The organism is Paraniabella hibiscisoli (assembly GCF_022512515.1).
Taxonomy (GTDB): Bacteria; Bacteroidota; Bacteroidia; order Chitinophagales; family Chitinophagaceae; genus Niabella; species Niabella hibiscisoli.
This window is the reverse complement of the sequence record NZ_JAKWBK010000005.1, coordinates 1-15,110: the sequence shown is the minus strand read 5'-3', so window position 1 is coordinate 15,110 and position 15,110 is coordinate 1. Positions and strand designations below refer to the sequence as shown.

The following is a 15,110-nucleotide window of genomic DNA, read 5'->3' as shown; positions in this document are numbered from 1 at the left end:
GTTAGCGCTAATGATCTAACTGCCCTTCACGCTTATCTTCCTCATCATGTATTTTTTCTACTACACTTTTCTTCTTAATAAACATCCGCCACATTTGAACCAATGCCGTAATCACGAAAATACCGGCAATTACATAGTTCATGACAGATTGGTTATTCTGAATTTTTGAAGCAATCAAACGTCCGCCGAAAATAAACAGGCTATTCCCGATCAGCGTTCCTATACCAATACCTATGGTATAGAAATTGAAATGATGCTTATTAGGCAGTAATATTTTTTTGGTGAAAAGAACCGTGCTCCAGCCAAACCAAAACGGTATCTGCATAGGGTTTACTGCACCCATGGTCATGCCTAATAGATAGGCCGGGAGGTTACTGTTAAGAATGATATTTTTGTTTTCATGCGGGTGTGCCGCTGCAATAAAACTGGTAACAGCGAGCGCTACAACGATCAAGAGTGTCAACCATTCCAGCATTTTAAAGATCTTTTCCTGCTTTCTTACCCAGTCCATAGCTAACAATGATATGCGCACATAAATCATTTCTGCGGTAAGTGCTCCCAAAGAGAACAACATAGCGTTGCGCACCGACTCCGTTATGGCAATCTGCATGGCGGCTATATTGAGTGTACCGAGCGGTAAAGTACCCAGAAAACTCACTAACATTCCTGTAAAAAAATCCGGACTGTCCCTTTCATCAGCAAGTATTAAGCATTTTTACCTTGTAACATAGGCACAAAAGAGAAATTATCAAAATATTCCACTTCTATACCCTGCTCCAGCTTGGTTACTCTCCGCATCTGCTGTGCAGTTCCATTATTCACAGGTATCACCATTTTCCCTCCTACTTTCATCTGTTCTATAAGCCTGGGGGAATCTCGGCGCGGCAGCGGTTACAATTACTTTATCAAAAGGACCATAAGTGGGTAGGCCCTGGAATCCATCTCCGTAAAAAACTTGATATTCGGATACTGTTTAAGGTAAGCAAATAATTTATTTTCATCGAACAGCTTTTTCTGCCGTTCAATCGTAAACACTTTTGCCCCCAATGCAGCCAACACTACTGCCTGGTAAGCGCTACCTGTACCAATCTCCAACACTTTATCATTCTTCTGTATTTGCAGCAATTCGGTTTGATACGCAACGGTATAAGGTTGGGATATTGTTTGCCCTTCTCCTATCGGAAATGCTTTGTCCACGTAGGCAACATCTAAAAACGCAGAATCCAGGAAAAAATGCCTGGGCACACTATTAATGGCTTCCAACACGTTTTCATCTTTGATACCTTTCTCTCTTACGGTATCTACCAGCTTCTTTCTAAGCCCTTTATGCCTGTAACTATCTTCTAAACTGCGCCTCATGCCGCAAATGTAATTGATAGTTGATAAGATTACAAGTTGGAAGATTGAAAAGAAAATGTTACTGATACTATAAAATAAACCCAATTATAATTCACAATCAGCCTATTGTATTGCCTGGTTTTCGCCCTAACTCATTCAAATACTATATTTGCTGCCGATATGGCTAAAATAATTATCCTGGGTCCGGCGCATCCGCTTCGTGGTGGTGGAATGACGACTTTCAATCATCGCCTTGCCAAAGAGTTTATTGATTTGGGCCACAGCTGCTCTATTTATTCTTTTAGCCTGCAATATCCCGATTTTCTTTTCCCGGGAAAGTCGCAGTATACCGATGAGCCCGCCCCGGAAAACCTGACGATACATAGCGTAGTCAATTCTATCAATCCTATAAATTGGATTAAAGTAGGGAAACGCCTGAAGAAAGAGCGCCAGGATATCATTGTAGTGCGCTATTGGCTGCCTTTAATGGGCCCTGCATTGGGCACGATCCTGAGACAGGTTAAAAAGAATAAACATACAAAGATCATCTGTATTGCGGACAATGTAATTCCGCACGAAAAAGACCTGGCGACAAACCCTTCACGCAGTATTTTCTTAAAGCCTGCGACGGTTTTATCACCATGAGCGAAAAAGTATTGAAGGACTTAAGAACTTTCACTACTCAACAGCCTGCAGTTATGGTACAGCATCCGTTATATGATAATTTCGGGGCAATCGTTTCTAAGGAGGCAGCCCGGCAACATCTGAATATTGCACAAGCTGGTAAGATCATTTTATTTTTCGGCTTTATCAGAAAATATAAAGGACTTGATATATTACTTCAGGCTGTTCAACGACTAAAATCTGAAATACCAGATTTTAAATTACTGGTTGCAGGCGAATTTTATGAAGATGAAAAGGGCTACCAGGAACTGATTGATGAACTGGGCATCAGGGATCAATTGATCCTGAAAACAAATTTCATTGCAGACAATGAAGTAAAATACTATCTCTGCGCGGCTGATGTACTGGTGCAGCCTTATAAAAATGCCACGCAAAGCGGTGTTACTCCACTAGCTTATCATTTTGAAAAGCCAATGATCGTAACAAATGTAGGTGGCCTGCCGGCTCTTGTGCCGCATGGTAAATCCGGGTTAGTTTGCGAGCCTGATCCGCAGTCTATTATGCTGGCGATAAAAGAATTTTACGAATTAGGAGAAGATCATTTTATTCCACATCTTCGCAGCGAAAAACTAAAGTATAGCTGGACGAATATAGTGGAAGCGATTATTACGTTGTCTGAACAGTGATTTGTTTGATTCTTATGATTAATATGATTGATAATAAATACAAATATTCAGACATCACTTCAGAAATTATTAAATGCGCGATGGCGGTCCACAGTTCACTCGGAAATGGTTTTCAAGAGGTGATTTATCAGCGTGCACTTGGGATAGAAATGGGACTTTGTGGCATTTCTTTTCATAGGGAATATGAAATGCCCATTTATTACAGGGATCATCATATCGGAACAAGACGTGTAGACTTCTTAGTTAATAATCTTATTTCTGTGGAGCTCAAAGCCGTAAAATCTTTAGAAAATGTACACTTTGCGCAAGCAATTAACTACCTGGAAGCATATAATCTTGAAATTGGGTTACTTATAAATTTTGGAGAAACCAGTCTTTGTTTTAAAAGATTAACGAATAAAAAATTTCAGGAAAATCAATTTAATCAGAAAAAATCATAGTTCAGACAAATGATATACAGAAGTAAGGCACCTTTAAGAATAGGTTTAGCCGGTGGCGGCACCGATGTGAGTCCTTATTGCGATGAATTTGGTGGCGCTATTCTGAACGCTACCATTTCATTAAACGCCAATGCCACAATTGAACCTCTAGAAAGCGACCAGATCATTTTAGAAGCTTTTGACAGGAACGAGACGGCGTCCTTCGATTGGAACACTGCTTTACCAATTGACGGACATCTCGATCTATTGAAGGGTGTATACAACCGAATTCAAAAAGATTATCCCTTTAAAAAAGAGGATTTAAACTAAGCACTTTTGTAGATGCTCCTGCGGGATCGGGTTTAGGTACTTCTTCTACGCTGGTAGTAGCCATTGTGGGCGCGTTTACGGAAATGCTGCAGCTCCCCTTAGGAGAATATGACATTGCTCACTATGCTTATGAAATAGAGAGAAGCGATCTGAAACTGGCCGGTGGCCGGCAGGATCAATATGCCGCAACTTTTGGCGGATTTAATTTTATGGAGTTTTACAACGATGATAAAGTCATCGTGAACCCGCTACGCATCAGGCAACGTTACCTGGATGAATTGGAGAATAATCTTTTGTTATACTACACTTCTACCAGCAGGGAGTCGGCTAAGATCATTGAAGAGCAAAGTAAAAACGTAACAGAAAAAAGCAAACATCCATTGAAGCCATGCACCAGCTAAAGCAACAGGCCCAGATGATGAAAGAGGCTTTACTAAAAGGTCAGCTGCATGAAATAGGACATATATTGGATATTGGCTTTGAGCAAAAACGCCGTATGGCGCAGGGCATCAATAACCAGCTGATAGATGATATTTACTATGCAGCAAAAGAAGCGGGTGCAACCGGTGGCAAGATCAGTGGCGCGGTGGTGGAGGCTTTATGATATTTTACTGCCCGGGCAATGCAAAATATAAAGTACAGCAAACCCTGGATCAATTTGGCGGCGTGAACCGAAACTATCAATTTACTAAACACGGATTAAAAACCTGGAGTGTATAAACCATGAGCAATCAGATAAAAGAATTAATACAGTCTTCTATCAGTACCAAACAACAGGTACTGGAAAATGCCGAACTCATTGATGTGGTTAACCATATTGTAGATATAATTGTGAGCGCATTTAAAAACGGCAACAGCGTTTATTTTTGTGGCAATGGTGGCAGCGCTGCGGATGCGCAACACCTGGCAGCAGAATTCAGTGGTCGTTTTTATAAAGACCGGAAAGCGCTGCCTGCGGAAGCGTTGCATTGTAATACCTCTTACCTCACCGCCGTAGCCAATGACTACAGCTTCGACCTTATATACGCACGTCTTATACAAGGTCTGGGAAAACCGGGTGACATTTTGATAGGACTGAGCACGTCCGGTAATTCAAAAAACATAGTACAGGCTTTTGAAACAGCACGCGAGAAACAAATGACGACTATTGGCTTCACTGGTTTGAGCGGCGGATTGATGAAGGCTTTCAGCGATCACCTGGTTAACATCCCCTCAACCGATACGCCAAGAATCCAGGAATGTCATATGCTACTGGGTCATATTATATGCCAGCTGGTGGAAGAAAAGTATTTTACCGAATAGCTCCCCTAATTACACCAACCTTCTAAATTTAAATTTAGCTCTATAACATTACAAGCCGATATGAAAAAACTTTCTATACCATTGCTCCAGGCAGCATTATTGCTGGGCGTTAGCACTGCTGCCTCTGCTGCAGATACAACCATAACGATCACCAAACCTTATTTGAACCTGCCGGTATCGCAGAAAGCCGACAGAAAACAAATGCAATTTGAAATAAGCGGAAAACAGGAGCGCTTTTTTAAGATCCGTTTAGCCGATGCCGAGCCGGAGTACTGGGTTTTTTGTGATGTCACCCGTCTCAAAGGGAAAACGATCCATATAAAATACGATGGCAACGCAGCGGGTATTAAGAAGATCTACCAGGATAATAGCATTGCTGGACAAGACTCGCTATATAAAGAAAAGAATCGCCCGCAATTTCATTTTACCACCCGCAGAGGCTGGATCAATGACCCCAATGGTCTTATTTATTTTGATGGGGAATACCACCTGTTCTACCAGCACAACCCATACGAAAAAGAATGGGAAAATATGCACTGGGCACACGCTGTGAGTAAGGACCTGGTGCATTGGAAAGAATTACCATTAGCATTAAGTCCGGATAGCCTGGGGACGATGTTTTCCGGATCAACTGTAATGGATTATAAAAACAGTGCAGGATTTAATAAAGGCAACCAGCCTGCCATGATCGCCGCTTACACCGCTGCAGCCGACCAAAAGCAAACCCAGTGTATTGCTTACAGCCTCGACAAGGGAAGAACCTGGACCAAGTACAAGGGCAACCCGGTTATCGACTCCAAAGAGAAATGGAACAGCGTTGACACCCGCGATCCACGAGTATCCTGGTATGAGCCGGGTAAACACTGGGTAATGGTTTTAAATGAGCGAGACGGGCATTCTATTTATACCTCAACCAACTTAAAAGACTGGACCTATCAAAGTCATACAACCGGTTTCTGGGAATGCCCTGATCTTTTTGAATTGCCGGTTGACAATAAATCGGCACAAAAAAATGGGTGATGTTAGGCGCCTCCAACTCCTATATGATCGGGAGTTTCGATGGTAAAAGTTTACTCCCGAATCGGGCAAACATTATTTTTCAACAGGAACGATTTATGCTGCGCAAACTATTACCAACATACCAGACGCCGACGGAAGACGTATACAAATTGGCTGGGGACGTGTGGCACATCCGGGTATGCCTTTTAATGGCATGATGTTAATGCCTACTGAACTCACTTTAAAAACAACCAAGAACGGTGTACGACTTTTCAGCAGTCCTATAAAAGAGTATAATCAGCTTTTTGAACCACAATACAAATGGACCAATATCAATGCCCGGCAAGCGAATGATCACTTGAAGATCTACAATGATCAAGATCGGCTTCGCATCAAAACCACCATTCATCTGTCTCATGCAACCAGTGCAGGCATTAGCTTATTTGGTCAACGCATACTGGATTACGACATGAACAACAACCTGGTTAACGGCGTATTTTACTCGCCTGAAGATATGACCAGCATGGAGATATCAGCAGACATATATATCGACAGGACGTCTATTGAAGTATTTATTGATGGCGGAGCCTACTCCTACTCTATGGAGCGGAGAGCTTTAAAAGACAATAAAGAAGGACTTCACTTCTGGGGAACCAATATCGAAGTAAAAAACCTTGAGGTCTTCAATATAAAGTCTATATGGAACTAATCCAATAAAAAACAATGGCAACATCAGATATTAATAGAAACGTAACAGAGATGGAGGCTTTACGGGAAGCAATCATTTTAGCCGGAGGCCTGGGAACCAGACTTCGCGCTGCAGTTCCCGATCTGCCCAAATGTATGGCCCCCGTTGCCGGTCAGCCTTTTTGTTTTATGTGGTGAACTACCTCCGCATGCAGGGTATATAGAGAAAATCATTTTCAGCCTGGGGTATATGCATGAGGTTATCCTGAACTGGCTGCAGCAGGAATTTCCTACACTTAATTTTGATTATGTAGTAGAAGATGAGCCGCTGGGAACAGGTGGCGCTATTCAGCTGGCCCTTACCAAAGCAGTAACTGCTGATGTTTTTATCGCTAATGGAGACACCATGTTCAGGTTTGATGCAGCAGCAATGCTCAACCAGCATATTGAAAAGAAAGTGGAGTGCACCCTGGCATTGAAGCCCATGCAGCATTTTGACCGCTATGGCGTTGTTGAGATCAATGACCAGCAGCTCATTACTTCGTTCAAAGAAAAACAATATTATGAATCGGGATTGATCAATGCAGGACTCTATCTTATCAACAAACAATCCTTTCTTGCGAGGAACTTTCCCGTCAAGTTTTCTTTTGAAAAAGATTACCTGGAACAATTTGTTGTAGATCATATTTTCTCAGGGCTAAGCAGGGGCGCCTATTTCATTGATATAGGTATTCCGGAAGACTATAACCGGGCTCAATCAGAATTCAGTAAACCGGAGCTTCATCTTTCTGCAATTGATAAAAGCTGGACCTTATTCCTTGACAGGGATGGCGTTATCAATCATGATAATCCCGGTGGCTACATTACTAATGCTGAGGAGTTTAGATTTACAGATGGCTCACCGGAACTTTTTGAGAAATTGACCGGTATATTCGGACGCATTATTGTAGTAACCAACCAGCGTGGTGTTGGCAGAGGTATTATTCAATACGATGATTTGCTGGCAATGAATACTAAAATGTTGGAAGGAATAAGGAAGGCGAACGGATCGGTTGAAAAAATTTATTTCTGTACAGACATTGACAATACCGCTTTTGGCAGGAAACCTAATCCTGGCATGGCTTTGCAGGCCGTAAAAGATTTCCCTGATATAGACCTTGGTAAATCTATCATTGTAGGAAACAGCCTGAGCGATATGAAATTTGGCCGCTACGCCGGATTGCACACCATCTTTGTAAGTACCACCAATAAAACGGTTTCACTCCCGCATCCAGACATAGACCTTATGTTTGAGGATTTAAGTAGCTTTACCGCATCTTTGAAATAAAACAGATCATCTCCAATGGTAATATTATTACAGTGTAGTGACCGGGTGGGCCTGGTGGCCGATATATCCGCAGTAATGGCAACAGCCGGGCTGAACATCATTTCTATGAAAGAATTTGTGAACGTGGATGAGAACCGTTTTTATATACGTTTAGAAATACAGGGAGCTACCAACCCCGAACAATTGCAGCAACAGCTAAAAGCAAGACTACCTGAAGATACTGAGATCAGCATCAGGCCTTATGAAAAAAGAAAATAGCTATCCTGGTAACAAAGGAACATCATTGCCTGGGAGACATCCTGCTAAGAAACTATTTCAATACATTAGGGGCTGAGGTGCAATGTGTAATTGGCAACTATGACACACTTGAAGCACTGACTAAAAAATTTGATATCCCTTTTCATTATATCAGCCATGAGGGAAAAGAAAAGCATGCCTTTGAGCACGAAATACAAGAGGCGCTTTCAGCTTATGAGTTTGACTATATCATACTGGCCAAGTTCATGCGTATTCTTTCTCCTGAATTCAATTCAAAATATGCATCCAGGATCATTAATATTCACCACTCCTTTTTACCGGCATTTATCGGTGCACACCCCTACAAACAGGCTTATGAACGTGGTGTGAAACTCATTGGTGCTACAGCCCATTTCGTTACTAATGTACTGGATGAAGGTCCTATTATTGCACAACAAACCATACACGTCAATCACACGCATTCTGTAAAAGATATGGTGAGACTGGGCAGAGAAATTGAAAAATCCGTTTTAGCTAATGCATTGCAGTTAGTATTACAGGATAAGGTGCTGGTATATCATAACAAAACCATTGTATTTGAAAATTGATCAAAGCTTAAACAACCTCATTATTTATTAAGCAGGGCGTATAGGTGCAGACTGATAAACCGGCCATTCTTCACTTCAGCATCCTGCATGGTTCCTTCCAACAAAAAGTTCAGCTTCTGCATTACCTGCATACAACTATTATTGGCAGTTTCTACCACCGCTTCTATACGATGTATTCCCATTTCAGAAAAAGCATGATCACAAATAAGCCGGGCAGATGAGGGTATAATGCCACGGCCCCAGTAATCGGGTAATAGCCAAAAACCAATTTCAGCCTTTTGGTGTATTTCGGACAAATTGTTAAATCCGCAGGCTCCATAGAAAACGCTACCGTCAGGCGAACTAATGGCCCACCACACACCGCTCCCTTCTTCTTCCAGCTGCTTATACCAATCCATCTGCACCATCGTTTCTTCAAGCGTTTGATAGCTAACGCCATAATACCTGATCACATCGGGATGGGAAAGCCCCCTATATACATGCTCCAGATCGGATGCGATAATAGGCCTTAGAAGAATATTGCCAGCAAGCAATTGAGAAGCACTGATTTTCATGATCAACTTTTTATATCGTCAAAGGTATAACCATTTTAACGCACCAGACAATCGTACCTTAAAGAAAAATGCCGCATCCTTTTACAGATACGGCATCCACCAAAACACCAACCCTCAACTTTATAAATGCGTAGGCGTAAATCCATCTTCACTCAAAGCCCTGTGTTCATAATCCGCCACCATTAGTTCATCAATTGATTCCTCTTTTTTATTCTTATTGAATCTAGCAATCAGCTTATCAAAAATGGAATACATCACCGCACTACGATCAGCGTCAGGAATAACGAGCTTAATAAACCACCAATGATTACCCAGGCCAGACCGTTCTTCCACTCTGCACCTGCACCACTAGCCAACGCAATCGGCAACATACCGATTACCATGGCAATCGTAGTCATCAGGATCGGCCTCAACCTGGCATGATTAGCCTGTATCAACGCATTGTAAGTGGTCTCCCCTTCTGCTTTTCGCTGGTTGGTAAAATCTACCAGGATAATCGCATTCTTAGCCACCAAACCGATCAACATAATTAAACCCAATATGGTGAATATGTTCAACGAATTATTGGTTAACGCTAACGCAAGCAAGGCGCCTATGATAGATAAAGGAATAGAGAACAGTACCACGAAAGGATACACAAAACTATCATACAAAGCCACCATAATTAAATACACCAATACAATGGCAATTAATAGGGCTATTCCGAGCGTACCAAAACCTTCGCTTTGATTTTCCATATCACCACCCCAGATGTAGTTGACACCGGTTGGCTTTTGTATGTCCTCAATAGCTACACCCCATTCAGCAGCAATAGTACCTGTAGGTCTACCAACCGATTGCGCCTGTACAGTTACAGATGTACTTTTATCTCTTCTCTCCAGCATGCTCGGCCCTGAACTTTCTTTCACCGTAGCAAATTGAGATAAGCGTATCTGCTCTCCCTCTCATTTACAAACAGGAGGTTATTTACATCCACAATACTCTTACGATTAAAAGCACTGTAACGCATATTGATATCATACTCATACTCACCGGCACGATACTTTCCATCGGTATTTCCACTAAAAGCAGTCTGCATAGTAGCACCTACGGTTTGCAGGCTTAAACCCAGTGCAGCCATCTTATCCCTGTCCACCTGTACATTGATCTCAGGGTTCCCTGTCTCTACTGATAACTTAATTTCGGTAGCGCCTTTTATACCGGCCAGTTTATCTTTGGCAGCATTGGCAAAACGCATCACACTATCCAGGTTGGGTCCTGTTACTACTAAACCCAAAGGGGCATTTTCTGCCGAGCCTAAAATACTAACCGGCACCGTTTTTACCTTAGCACCAACCAATATCTTCTCCAGTTCCCTTTTTGTTTTAGCTGCGTATACATTCGCATCATCTTCCCTCTCTTTTTCTCCACCAGTCGTACGCTGATCTCCGATTTATAAGCAGTAGCCTGCGAAGCCCCCATACCATCGCTACTCTGTCCAACAGTTGTAATCAGGTTGGTTACTTCTGGTTTTGTTTTAAGAAATGCTTCTGCTTTTTGAGTCATTTGATTGGTTTGCTCAATCGAAACATCTTTGGGCATTTCTATCTGCACCAGGAACTCTCCCCTGTCACTCTTGGGAAAGAAGTCGGTACCCACAAAGCCCGCACCAATCATAGTAAAAGACGCAATCAGTAATACGAATACTGCGGCTAAAGTTGTTTTCTTGTATTTTAAACTCCATTTTAAAATGCCTGTGATAGCATCGGTAAATTTGTTCAGCCCTCTTTCGAAGCTTAGTATTATTTTACCAAACCAGCTTTTTCCTGTAATATGCTCCAGCTTACCAAAGCGTGAACTTAACAACGGTACAATAGTGAAAGAAGATAAAAGCGACAATACTGTTGCCAATGCTACTGTTACACAAAACTCCCTTAAGATATCCGACACCAATCCGGTACTGATCGCAATAGGAATAAATACTACCACAATTACCAGGGTAATAGCGGTAACCGTAAAGCCGATTTCTTTAGTAGCGTCAAATGCAGCTCTCACTTTGTTCTTACCCATCTCCATGTGGCGGTAAATGTTTTCCAATACCACAATGGCATCATCTACCAGTATACCCACAACTAATGAGAGACCCAGTAACGACATCAGGTTTAAAGAATACCCCAGCAAGCTCATACCTATAAAAGTGGCTATTAGAGAAGCAGGGATGGCTACCATTACGATTAAAGCGTTTCTAATACTATGCAGGAAGAACAACATTACCACTGCCACCAGGATAATCGCTAACACGAGGTCATGTATTACCGCGTCAGCAGAACTCCAGCGTATAAACGGATGCGTCATTGGCGATAGTTAATTGTAAACCCGATGAAGCGTACTCTGATTGCAGCCGGTTTACAATGGCCTGTACCCCTTCGCTCACGCTAACGCCATTAGCGTCAGACTGCTTCAATACCTGCAATGCAATAGATGATTCATTATTTACCCTGGCCAGCTTCTCTACATCTTTCTGCGCATCCTGAACATCGGCCACATCTGCTAAGCGCACCTGCCCGCCTGCAGCAGAAGTTTTTACCACCAGGCCTCTTAGCTCTTCGATGCTTTTAAATTTACCAGCCAAACGAATGAGAATATCCTGCTCCCTTGTTTGTACACTACCGGTAGGAAAATCCAGGTTGGCTGCCAACACCGCCTGCTGCACCTGTAATACAGAAAGGCCGTTAGCTTCCAGCTTTGCGGCATCGAAGCTCACCTGAATTTCTCTTTCCTGCCCGCCAATTAGATTCACCTGGGCCACACCGGGTACACGCGAAATAACCGGCCCGATCCTTTTATCCATTAGATCAAAAAAACTTGCCTCATCCAATTTGGCTGTAGCCGACAAAGTCACTACCGGCAAATCATCCAGAGAAAATTTGTTTAAAGATGGCGGATCAACATCATCCGGCAGATCTTTCAATATGGCGTTTACTTTTCTTTGCGCATCATTTAATGCATAGTCCACATCAGTACCACTATTTAGAGTAATGATAACCGTAGACAAGCTTTCGTAAGATTTTACATCTATCTTTTTAATGTTCTCCATAGAAGACACCGCGTCTTCTATTTTACGGACACCGTATTTTCGACCTCACTGGGTGATGCGCCCGGGTAAATAGTAGTTACCGATACTACTGAAGGGCTAAACTTGGGCAGTAGTTCGTAATTCAGGCTGGTATAACTCAGCATACCTCCCAGCGTTAGTATAGTGAAAAGCACTATAACCAACGAGGGGCGTTTAATGGATAATTCAGCAATTTTCATTTAAGAATATTTATATTATAGCAAGTGCATATCGCACTTCACCCAGGTTATTTAATAATGGCTACAGCACTTCCGTTCATCAGATTGATCTGGCCGGTAACAATTACCTGGTCACCCACTGTCAACCCTTGTAACACTTCTACTTTATCTCCTAAAATTCTACCCGCAACCACTTTGCGTAATTCAGCCTTCCCGGCATTTACTAAAAATATTTCGTTGCTGCTAACGCCGCCCACAAATGCAGCTCTTGAAATCAAAATAGCAGGGGCTTGCTGCGCAAATACGAAATGAGCCGATCCATACATACCGGCTTTCAGAGATTTACCTGCATTATTGGCTACCGCAATTTTTACCGGAAAATTCAGGTTGGCATCTGCCTTTGGTGCAATAAACTCTATTTTACCCGTAAACTTTTTATCCGGAAAAACACTGGCTGTAATATCTACGGCATCACCCACATTCAAATTAGCCACCTGTTGTTCTGCAACCGCTATATCCAAAGTCAGTTTGGATACATCTACAATTTCAAACAATTGCGTACCCGCTGCTAATACAGAGCCCGGCTCAATCATACGCTTGTTTACAATGCCGTTGATGGAAGCACGGATATTAGCATCGGTTACTTTAATACGCGCCTGCTGTACCCTTGCAGCCGCATTTTTTACTGCCAGCTCAGCCTGATCTACCTGCTGCTGCGTTACACCACCGGTACGCAATGCACTTTCGTAGCGTTGCCTGTCCTTCACAGCATTTTGATAAGTCTCGTTTGCATTCTGCACATCTACATTAAGATTATCAGTTTTGATGATAGCCAGCGTCTGGCCCTTTCTTACGTAGCTACCTTCATCTACTAAAACGCTAACTACTCGTCCGGCGGTTTCTGCCGAAAAATTAATTTCCTGCCCTGCGGCAAAGACACCGTTAGCCGCAAAGTCTATATTAAGATCTGTTGTTTTGGCGGTGTCGATCTTTACCGCAATGGCACTATTGGTTTCAGCCACCACAGCCGTTTTGGCTTCATTCTTCTTTTTATTATTGGTTAATACGTAGGCGATCAAAGCCAGTATACCCACAACAGCAATAATGGTGACAATAATTCTTACACTTTTTTCATCTGTTCGTATGTTTTATGTTTTTGTAGTTGGATGAGTTAGTTCATGAGGGTTTTCAACAACCCCTTGGATTTGATCAATTGTATTTCGGCCACACGGTAATTTAATGTTGCCGCCACATGATTATTTTGAGCTTCAGACAGTGCATTCTGCGCATCTAGCAGGTCGGTAAGTGGCGCCAGGCCCAGCTGGTAATTGCTACGTGTATTATCCAGCACTTTTTGCGCAAGCTCTACATTCACTTTTTGATTGTTCAGGATGATGATATTATTCCTGATCTGTGTTTTAGCATTTTCATAAGCCAGGTCTAAACTATTTTTAGTTTTGATCCGGTCTTCCTGCAATCTTTTCAACTCTACATTGGCCTGGTTAATTCTTGCCTTAGTAGCATGACCATTAAAAATGGGAATTTTCAGGTTTAGACCGATGGCTGCCACATCAAATGCGTTTCCATAACGTCCCGCTGCAATAGGAAACCGGTTAGACAGGCTCTGATAGCTGTAGTTGGAGGTTAAAGAAAGTGTCGGGTAATATTCTGCGACAATAGATTTTTTCTGATGTACTAAAAGCTCTTCCTGTTTATCCAGCACCCTTATCTCGGTGCGGTTGTTAGCGTTTAAGCTATCAGGCAAATCGAGTTGAAATACGGTTATGTCCAGCTGCTCCGGGTCTTCAATTGCAACAGACTGGGTAACCGGCATGCCGATATAAAACTTCAATTGGTTTTCGTACTGAGTAACAGCATTAGTTAGCTGCTGGCGTTGGCTTTGCAAATTGGCCAATTGAACGGTAACCCGATCCACATCTATTTGCTTGCCTAAGCCACTCTCAAACTGCCCCTTTATAATGTTAAAGGCCTTTTGAGTAGTACTGATATTACTATCCACATTCGCTATTTGCTGACGCTGAACAAATACCTGGTAATAGCTGGTAGCTACCTGTTCCAATACCTGTTCCTCCGTAAGCTGGTTGTTAAGCGTATAAAACTCTTTAGTGGTTTTAGCTGCTTTCAGACCTGCAAAAACCGATTGATCAAACAGGTTCTGTGTCAGGCTAACGCCTATGTTCGCATTCCACTTCTGTCCGAATGCAATCAGCATATCCTGTCCCGGATTAGCCGGGTTTAATGCGCCAGGCAAAACACTTTGTTGAAGCAACGGATTATAATTTAACTGCCCTGAGCCGCTTATTTGTGGCAATGCCCTGGAGCGTACTTCATCTACTTTGTATTGTGCATTTTCCAGATCAAGCCGGGATTTACGCGCGTCAGTATAATTTTGAACTGCGTAGTTTAAAGCGGCCTTAAGCGTTAAAACCTCTCCTGTTTGAGCCATTGCGCTACCGGCAACAATGCTCATGACCAGAGAAAGCAATAATGGTTTCAGATTTTTCTTGAACATATTGAATAATTAAACTTATACGATTGTTGAATATTGAGTTAAATGCTGAGTGGCCAGGTCTTCTCCCTCATGAGTTGTTATTCCATACACCAAACAGGCAACCAGCTGCTGCTGCACATCTTTTCCCGAATGCTGATGCCCGAGAAGCGTGATATCCTTATTATAGGCCATTAACTGGCTTAAAGACAGATGC

At 42.4% G+C, this 15,110-nt stretch carries 19 protein-coding genes and 3 pseudogenes; 13 read left to right on the top strand and 9 right to left on the bottom strand.

The annotated features are described in order from the left end of the window. Positions 1-7 precede the first annotated feature (7 nt). The 3 genes and pseudogenes from MKP07_RS36690 to MKP07_RS36685 all read right to left on the bottom strand — a co-directional run bounded on the left by MKP07_RS36690 (position 8) and on the right by MKP07_RS36685 (position 1,359). The gene (locus MKP07_RS36690; protein ID WP_240852979.1) at positions 8-664 is read right to left on the bottom strand and encodes a LysE family translocator; all 657 of its coding nucleotides are present in this window, start codon (positions 662-664) and stop codon (positions 8-10) included. A 41-nt stretch (positions 665-705) separates the two neighbouring features. Continuing rightward, positions 706-901: pseudogene (locus MKP07_RS40770) on the bottom strand (protein-L-isoaspartate O-methyltransferase family protein); the annotation flags it as partial. Beyond that, on the bottom strand, positions 898-1,359 hold the full coding sequence (locus MKP07_RS36685; RefSeq protein WP_262920246.1) for a protein-L-isoaspartate O-methyltransferase family protein: 462 nt from the start codon (positions 1,357-1,359) through the stop codon (positions 898-900). The pseudogene MKP07_RS40770 and the gene MKP07_RS36685, both read right to left, overlap by 4 nt. A 159-nt stretch (positions 1,360-1,518) precedes the next feature. Here MKP07_RS36685 and MKP07_RS36680 point away from each other — a divergent pair, with 159 nt between their 5' ends. The 13 genes and pseudogenes from MKP07_RS36680 (at position 1,519) to purU (ending at position 8,557) form a co-directional block, all read left to right on the top strand. Beyond that, entirely contained in the window at positions 1,519-1,983 is a 465-nt protein-coding gene (locus MKP07_RS36680; RefSeq protein WP_240852978.1) for a glycosyltransferase family 4 protein, read from the top strand. Positions 1,984-1,994: 11 nt separating this feature from the next. Next, positions 1,995-2,648: a glycosyltransferase gene (locus tag MKP07_RS36675; RefSeq protein ID WP_240852977.1), complete on the top strand. Its 654-nt coding sequence runs from the start codon at positions 1,995-1,997 to the stop codon at positions 2,646-2,648. Between the two features lie 23 nt (positions 2,649-2,671). Beyond that, the gene (locus MKP07_RS36670; RefSeq protein WP_240852976.1) at positions 2,672-3,088 is read left to right on the top strand and encodes a GxxExxY protein; all 417 of its coding nucleotides are present in this window, start codon (positions 2,672-2,674) and stop codon (positions 3,086-3,088) included. Positions 3,089-3,097: 9 nt separating this feature from the next. Beyond that, positions 3,098-3,397 carry a hypothetical protein gene (locus MKP07_RS36665; protein WP_240852975.1) on the top strand — a complete coding sequence of 100 codons (300 nt, stop codon included), beginning with the start codon at positions 3,098-3,100 and terminating at the stop codon, positions 3,395-3,397. A 47-nt stretch (positions 3,398-3,444) separates the two neighbouring features. Then, positions 3,445-3,798 (top strand): annotated as a pseudogene (locus tag MKP07_RS36660) (GHMP family kinase ATP-binding protein); the annotation flags it as partial. Next, on the top strand, positions 3,786-4,001 hold the full coding sequence (locus MKP07_RS36655; protein ID WP_240852973.1) for a hypothetical protein: 216 nt from the start codon (positions 3,786-3,788) through the stop codon (positions 3,999-4,001). The pseudogene MKP07_RS36660 and the gene MKP07_RS36655, both read left to right, overlap by 13 nt. A 119-nt stretch (positions 4,002-4,120) precedes the next feature. Beyond that, a complete protein-coding gene (locus tag MKP07_RS36650) occupies positions 4,121-4,699 on the top strand; it encodes a D-sedoheptulose-7-phosphate isomerase (protein ID WP_240852972.1) in 579 nt (192 codons plus the stop codon). Positions 4,700-4,759: 60 nt separating this feature from the next. Continuing rightward, positions 4,760-5,719 carry a glycoside hydrolase family 32 protein gene (locus MKP07_RS41820; protein WP_317236271.1) on the top strand — a complete coding sequence of 320 codons (960 nt, stop codon included), beginning with the start codon at positions 4,760-4,762 and terminating at the stop codon, positions 5,717-5,719. A 163-nt stretch (positions 5,720-5,882) separates the two neighbouring features. Beyond that, complete coding sequence (locus MKP07_RS36640) at positions 5,883-6,407, top strand: hypothetical protein (RefSeq protein WP_240852971.1); 525 nt, start codon at positions 5,883-5,885, stop codon at positions 6,405-6,407. A gap of 14 nt (positions 6,408-6,421) precedes the next feature. Then, positions 6,422-6,583 carry a hypothetical protein gene (locus MKP07_RS36635; RefSeq protein WP_240852970.1) on the top strand — a complete coding sequence of 54 codons (162 nt, stop codon included), beginning with the start codon at positions 6,422-6,424 and terminating at the stop codon, positions 6,581-6,583. Continuing rightward, positions 6,552-7,712 (top strand): HAD-IIIA family hydrolase, encoded by a 1,161-nt coding sequence (locus tag MKP07_RS36630; protein ID WP_240852969.1) that lies wholly within the window; start codon positions 6,552-6,554, stop codon positions 7,710-7,712. Before MKP07_RS36635 ends, MKP07_RS36630 begins: the two co-directional genes overlap by 32 nt. A gap of 15 nt (positions 7,713-7,727) precedes the next feature. Beyond that, positions 7,728-7,970, top strand: coding sequence for an ACT domain-containing protein (locus MKP07_RS36625; RefSeq protein WP_240852968.1), 243 nt, complete (start codon positions 7,728-7,730; stop codon positions 7,968-7,970). Continuing rightward, a complete protein-coding gene (gene purU, locus MKP07_RS36620; protein WP_317236278.1) occupies positions 7,967-8,557 on the top strand; it encodes a formyltetrahydrofolate deformylase in 591 nt (196 codons plus the stop codon). The genes MKP07_RS36625 and purU overlap by 4 nt, the downstream gene beginning before the upstream one ends. 20 nt (positions 8,558-8,577) lie before the next feature. Here purU and MKP07_RS36615 read toward each other — a convergent pair whose 3' ends face one another. From MKP07_RS36615 to MKP07_RS36600, 6 genes and pseudogenes are all read right to left on the bottom strand, one after another. Then, complete coding sequence (locus MKP07_RS36615) at positions 8,578-9,111, bottom strand: GNAT family N-acetyltransferase (RefSeq protein WP_240852967.1); 534 nt, start codon at positions 9,109-9,111, stop codon at positions 8,578-8,580. A gap of 254 nt (positions 9,112-9,365) precedes the next feature. Further along, complete coding sequence (locus MKP07_RS40765) at positions 9,366-9,995, bottom strand: efflux RND transporter permease subunit (RefSeq protein ID WP_262920245.1); 630 nt, start codon at positions 9,993-9,995, stop codon at positions 9,366-9,368. 20 nt (positions 9,996-10,015) lie between these two features. Then, positions 10,016-10,450, bottom strand: coding sequence for an efflux RND transporter permease subunit (locus tag MKP07_RS40760; protein ID WP_262920244.1), 435 nt, complete (start codon positions 10,448-10,450; stop codon positions 10,016-10,018). Further along, positions 10,432-12,405, bottom strand: a pseudogene (locus MKP07_RS40755) (efflux RND transporter permease subunit). The gene MKP07_RS40760 and the pseudogene MKP07_RS40755 overlap by 19 nt, the downstream one beginning before the upstream one ends. Positions 12,406-12,452: 47 nt before the next feature. Further along, positions 12,453-13,478, bottom strand: coding sequence for an efflux RND transporter periplasmic adaptor subunit (locus MKP07_RS36605; protein WP_240852966.1), 1,026 nt, complete (start codon positions 13,476-13,478; stop codon positions 12,453-12,455). 77 nt (positions 13,479-13,555) lie between these two features. Beyond that, positions 13,556-14,917 carry a TolC family protein gene (locus MKP07_RS36600; RefSeq protein WP_240852965.1) on the bottom strand — a complete coding sequence of 454 codons (1,362 nt, stop codon included), beginning with the start codon at positions 14,915-14,917 and terminating at the stop codon, positions 13,556-13,558. Positions 14,918-15,110 lie beyond the last annotated feature (193 nt).

What these genes read in the sequence shown, in the direction of transcription:
- MKP07_RS36600 (WP_240852965.1), bottom strand. Translation starts at nt 14,917, where the DNA reads ATGTTCAAGAAAAATCTGAAACCATTATTGCTTTCTCTGGTCATGAGC.
- MKP07_RS36670 (WP_240852976.1), top strand. Translation starts at nt 2,672, where the DNA reads ATGATTGATAATAAATACAAATATTCAGACATCACTTCAGAAATTATT.
- MKP07_RS36690 (WP_240852979.1), bottom strand. Translation starts at nt 664, where the DNA reads ATGTTAGTGAGTTTTCTGGGTACTTTACCGCTCGGTACACTCAATATA.
- MKP07_RS36665 (WP_240852975.1), top strand. Translation starts at nt 3,098, where the DNA reads ATGATATACAGAAGTAAGGCACCTTTAAGAATAGGTTTAGCCGGTGGC.
- MKP07_RS36680 (WP_240852978.1), top strand. Translation starts at nt 1,519, where the DNA reads ATGGCTAAAATAATTATCCTGGGTCCGGCGCATCCGCTTCGTGGTGGT.
- MKP07_RS36685 (WP_262920246.1), bottom strand. Translation starts at nt 1,359, where the DNA reads ATGAGGCGCAGTTTAGAAGATAGTTACAGGCATAAAGGGCTTAGAAAG.
- MKP07_RS40765 (WP_262920245.1), bottom strand. Translation starts at nt 9,995, where the DNA reads ATGCTGGAGAGAAGAGATAAAAGTACATCTGTAACTGTACAGGCGCAA.
- MKP07_RS36635 (WP_240852970.1), top strand. Translation starts at nt 6,422, where the DNA reads ATGGCAACATCAGATATTAATAGAAACGTAACAGAGATGGAGGCTTTA.
- MKP07_RS36655 (WP_240852973.1), top strand. Translation starts at nt 3,786, where the DNA reads ATGCACCAGCTAAAGCAACAGGCCCAGATGATGAAAGAGGCTTTACTA.
- MKP07_RS36650 (WP_240852972.1), top strand. Translation starts at nt 4,121, where the DNA reads ATGAGCAATCAGATAAAAGAATTAATACAGTCTTCTATCAGTACCAAA.
- MKP07_RS41820 (WP_317236271.1), top strand. Translation starts at nt 4,760, where the DNA reads ATGAAAAAACTTTCTATACCATTGCTCCAGGCAGCATTATTGCTGGGC.
- MKP07_RS36615 (WP_240852967.1), bottom strand. Translation starts at nt 9,111, where the DNA reads ATGAAAATCAGTGCTTCTCAATTGCTTGCTGGCAATATTCTTCTAAGG.
- MKP07_RS36625 (WP_240852968.1), top strand. Translation starts at nt 7,728, where the DNA reads ATGGTAATATTATTACAGTGTAGTGACCGGGTGGGCCTGGTGGCCGAT.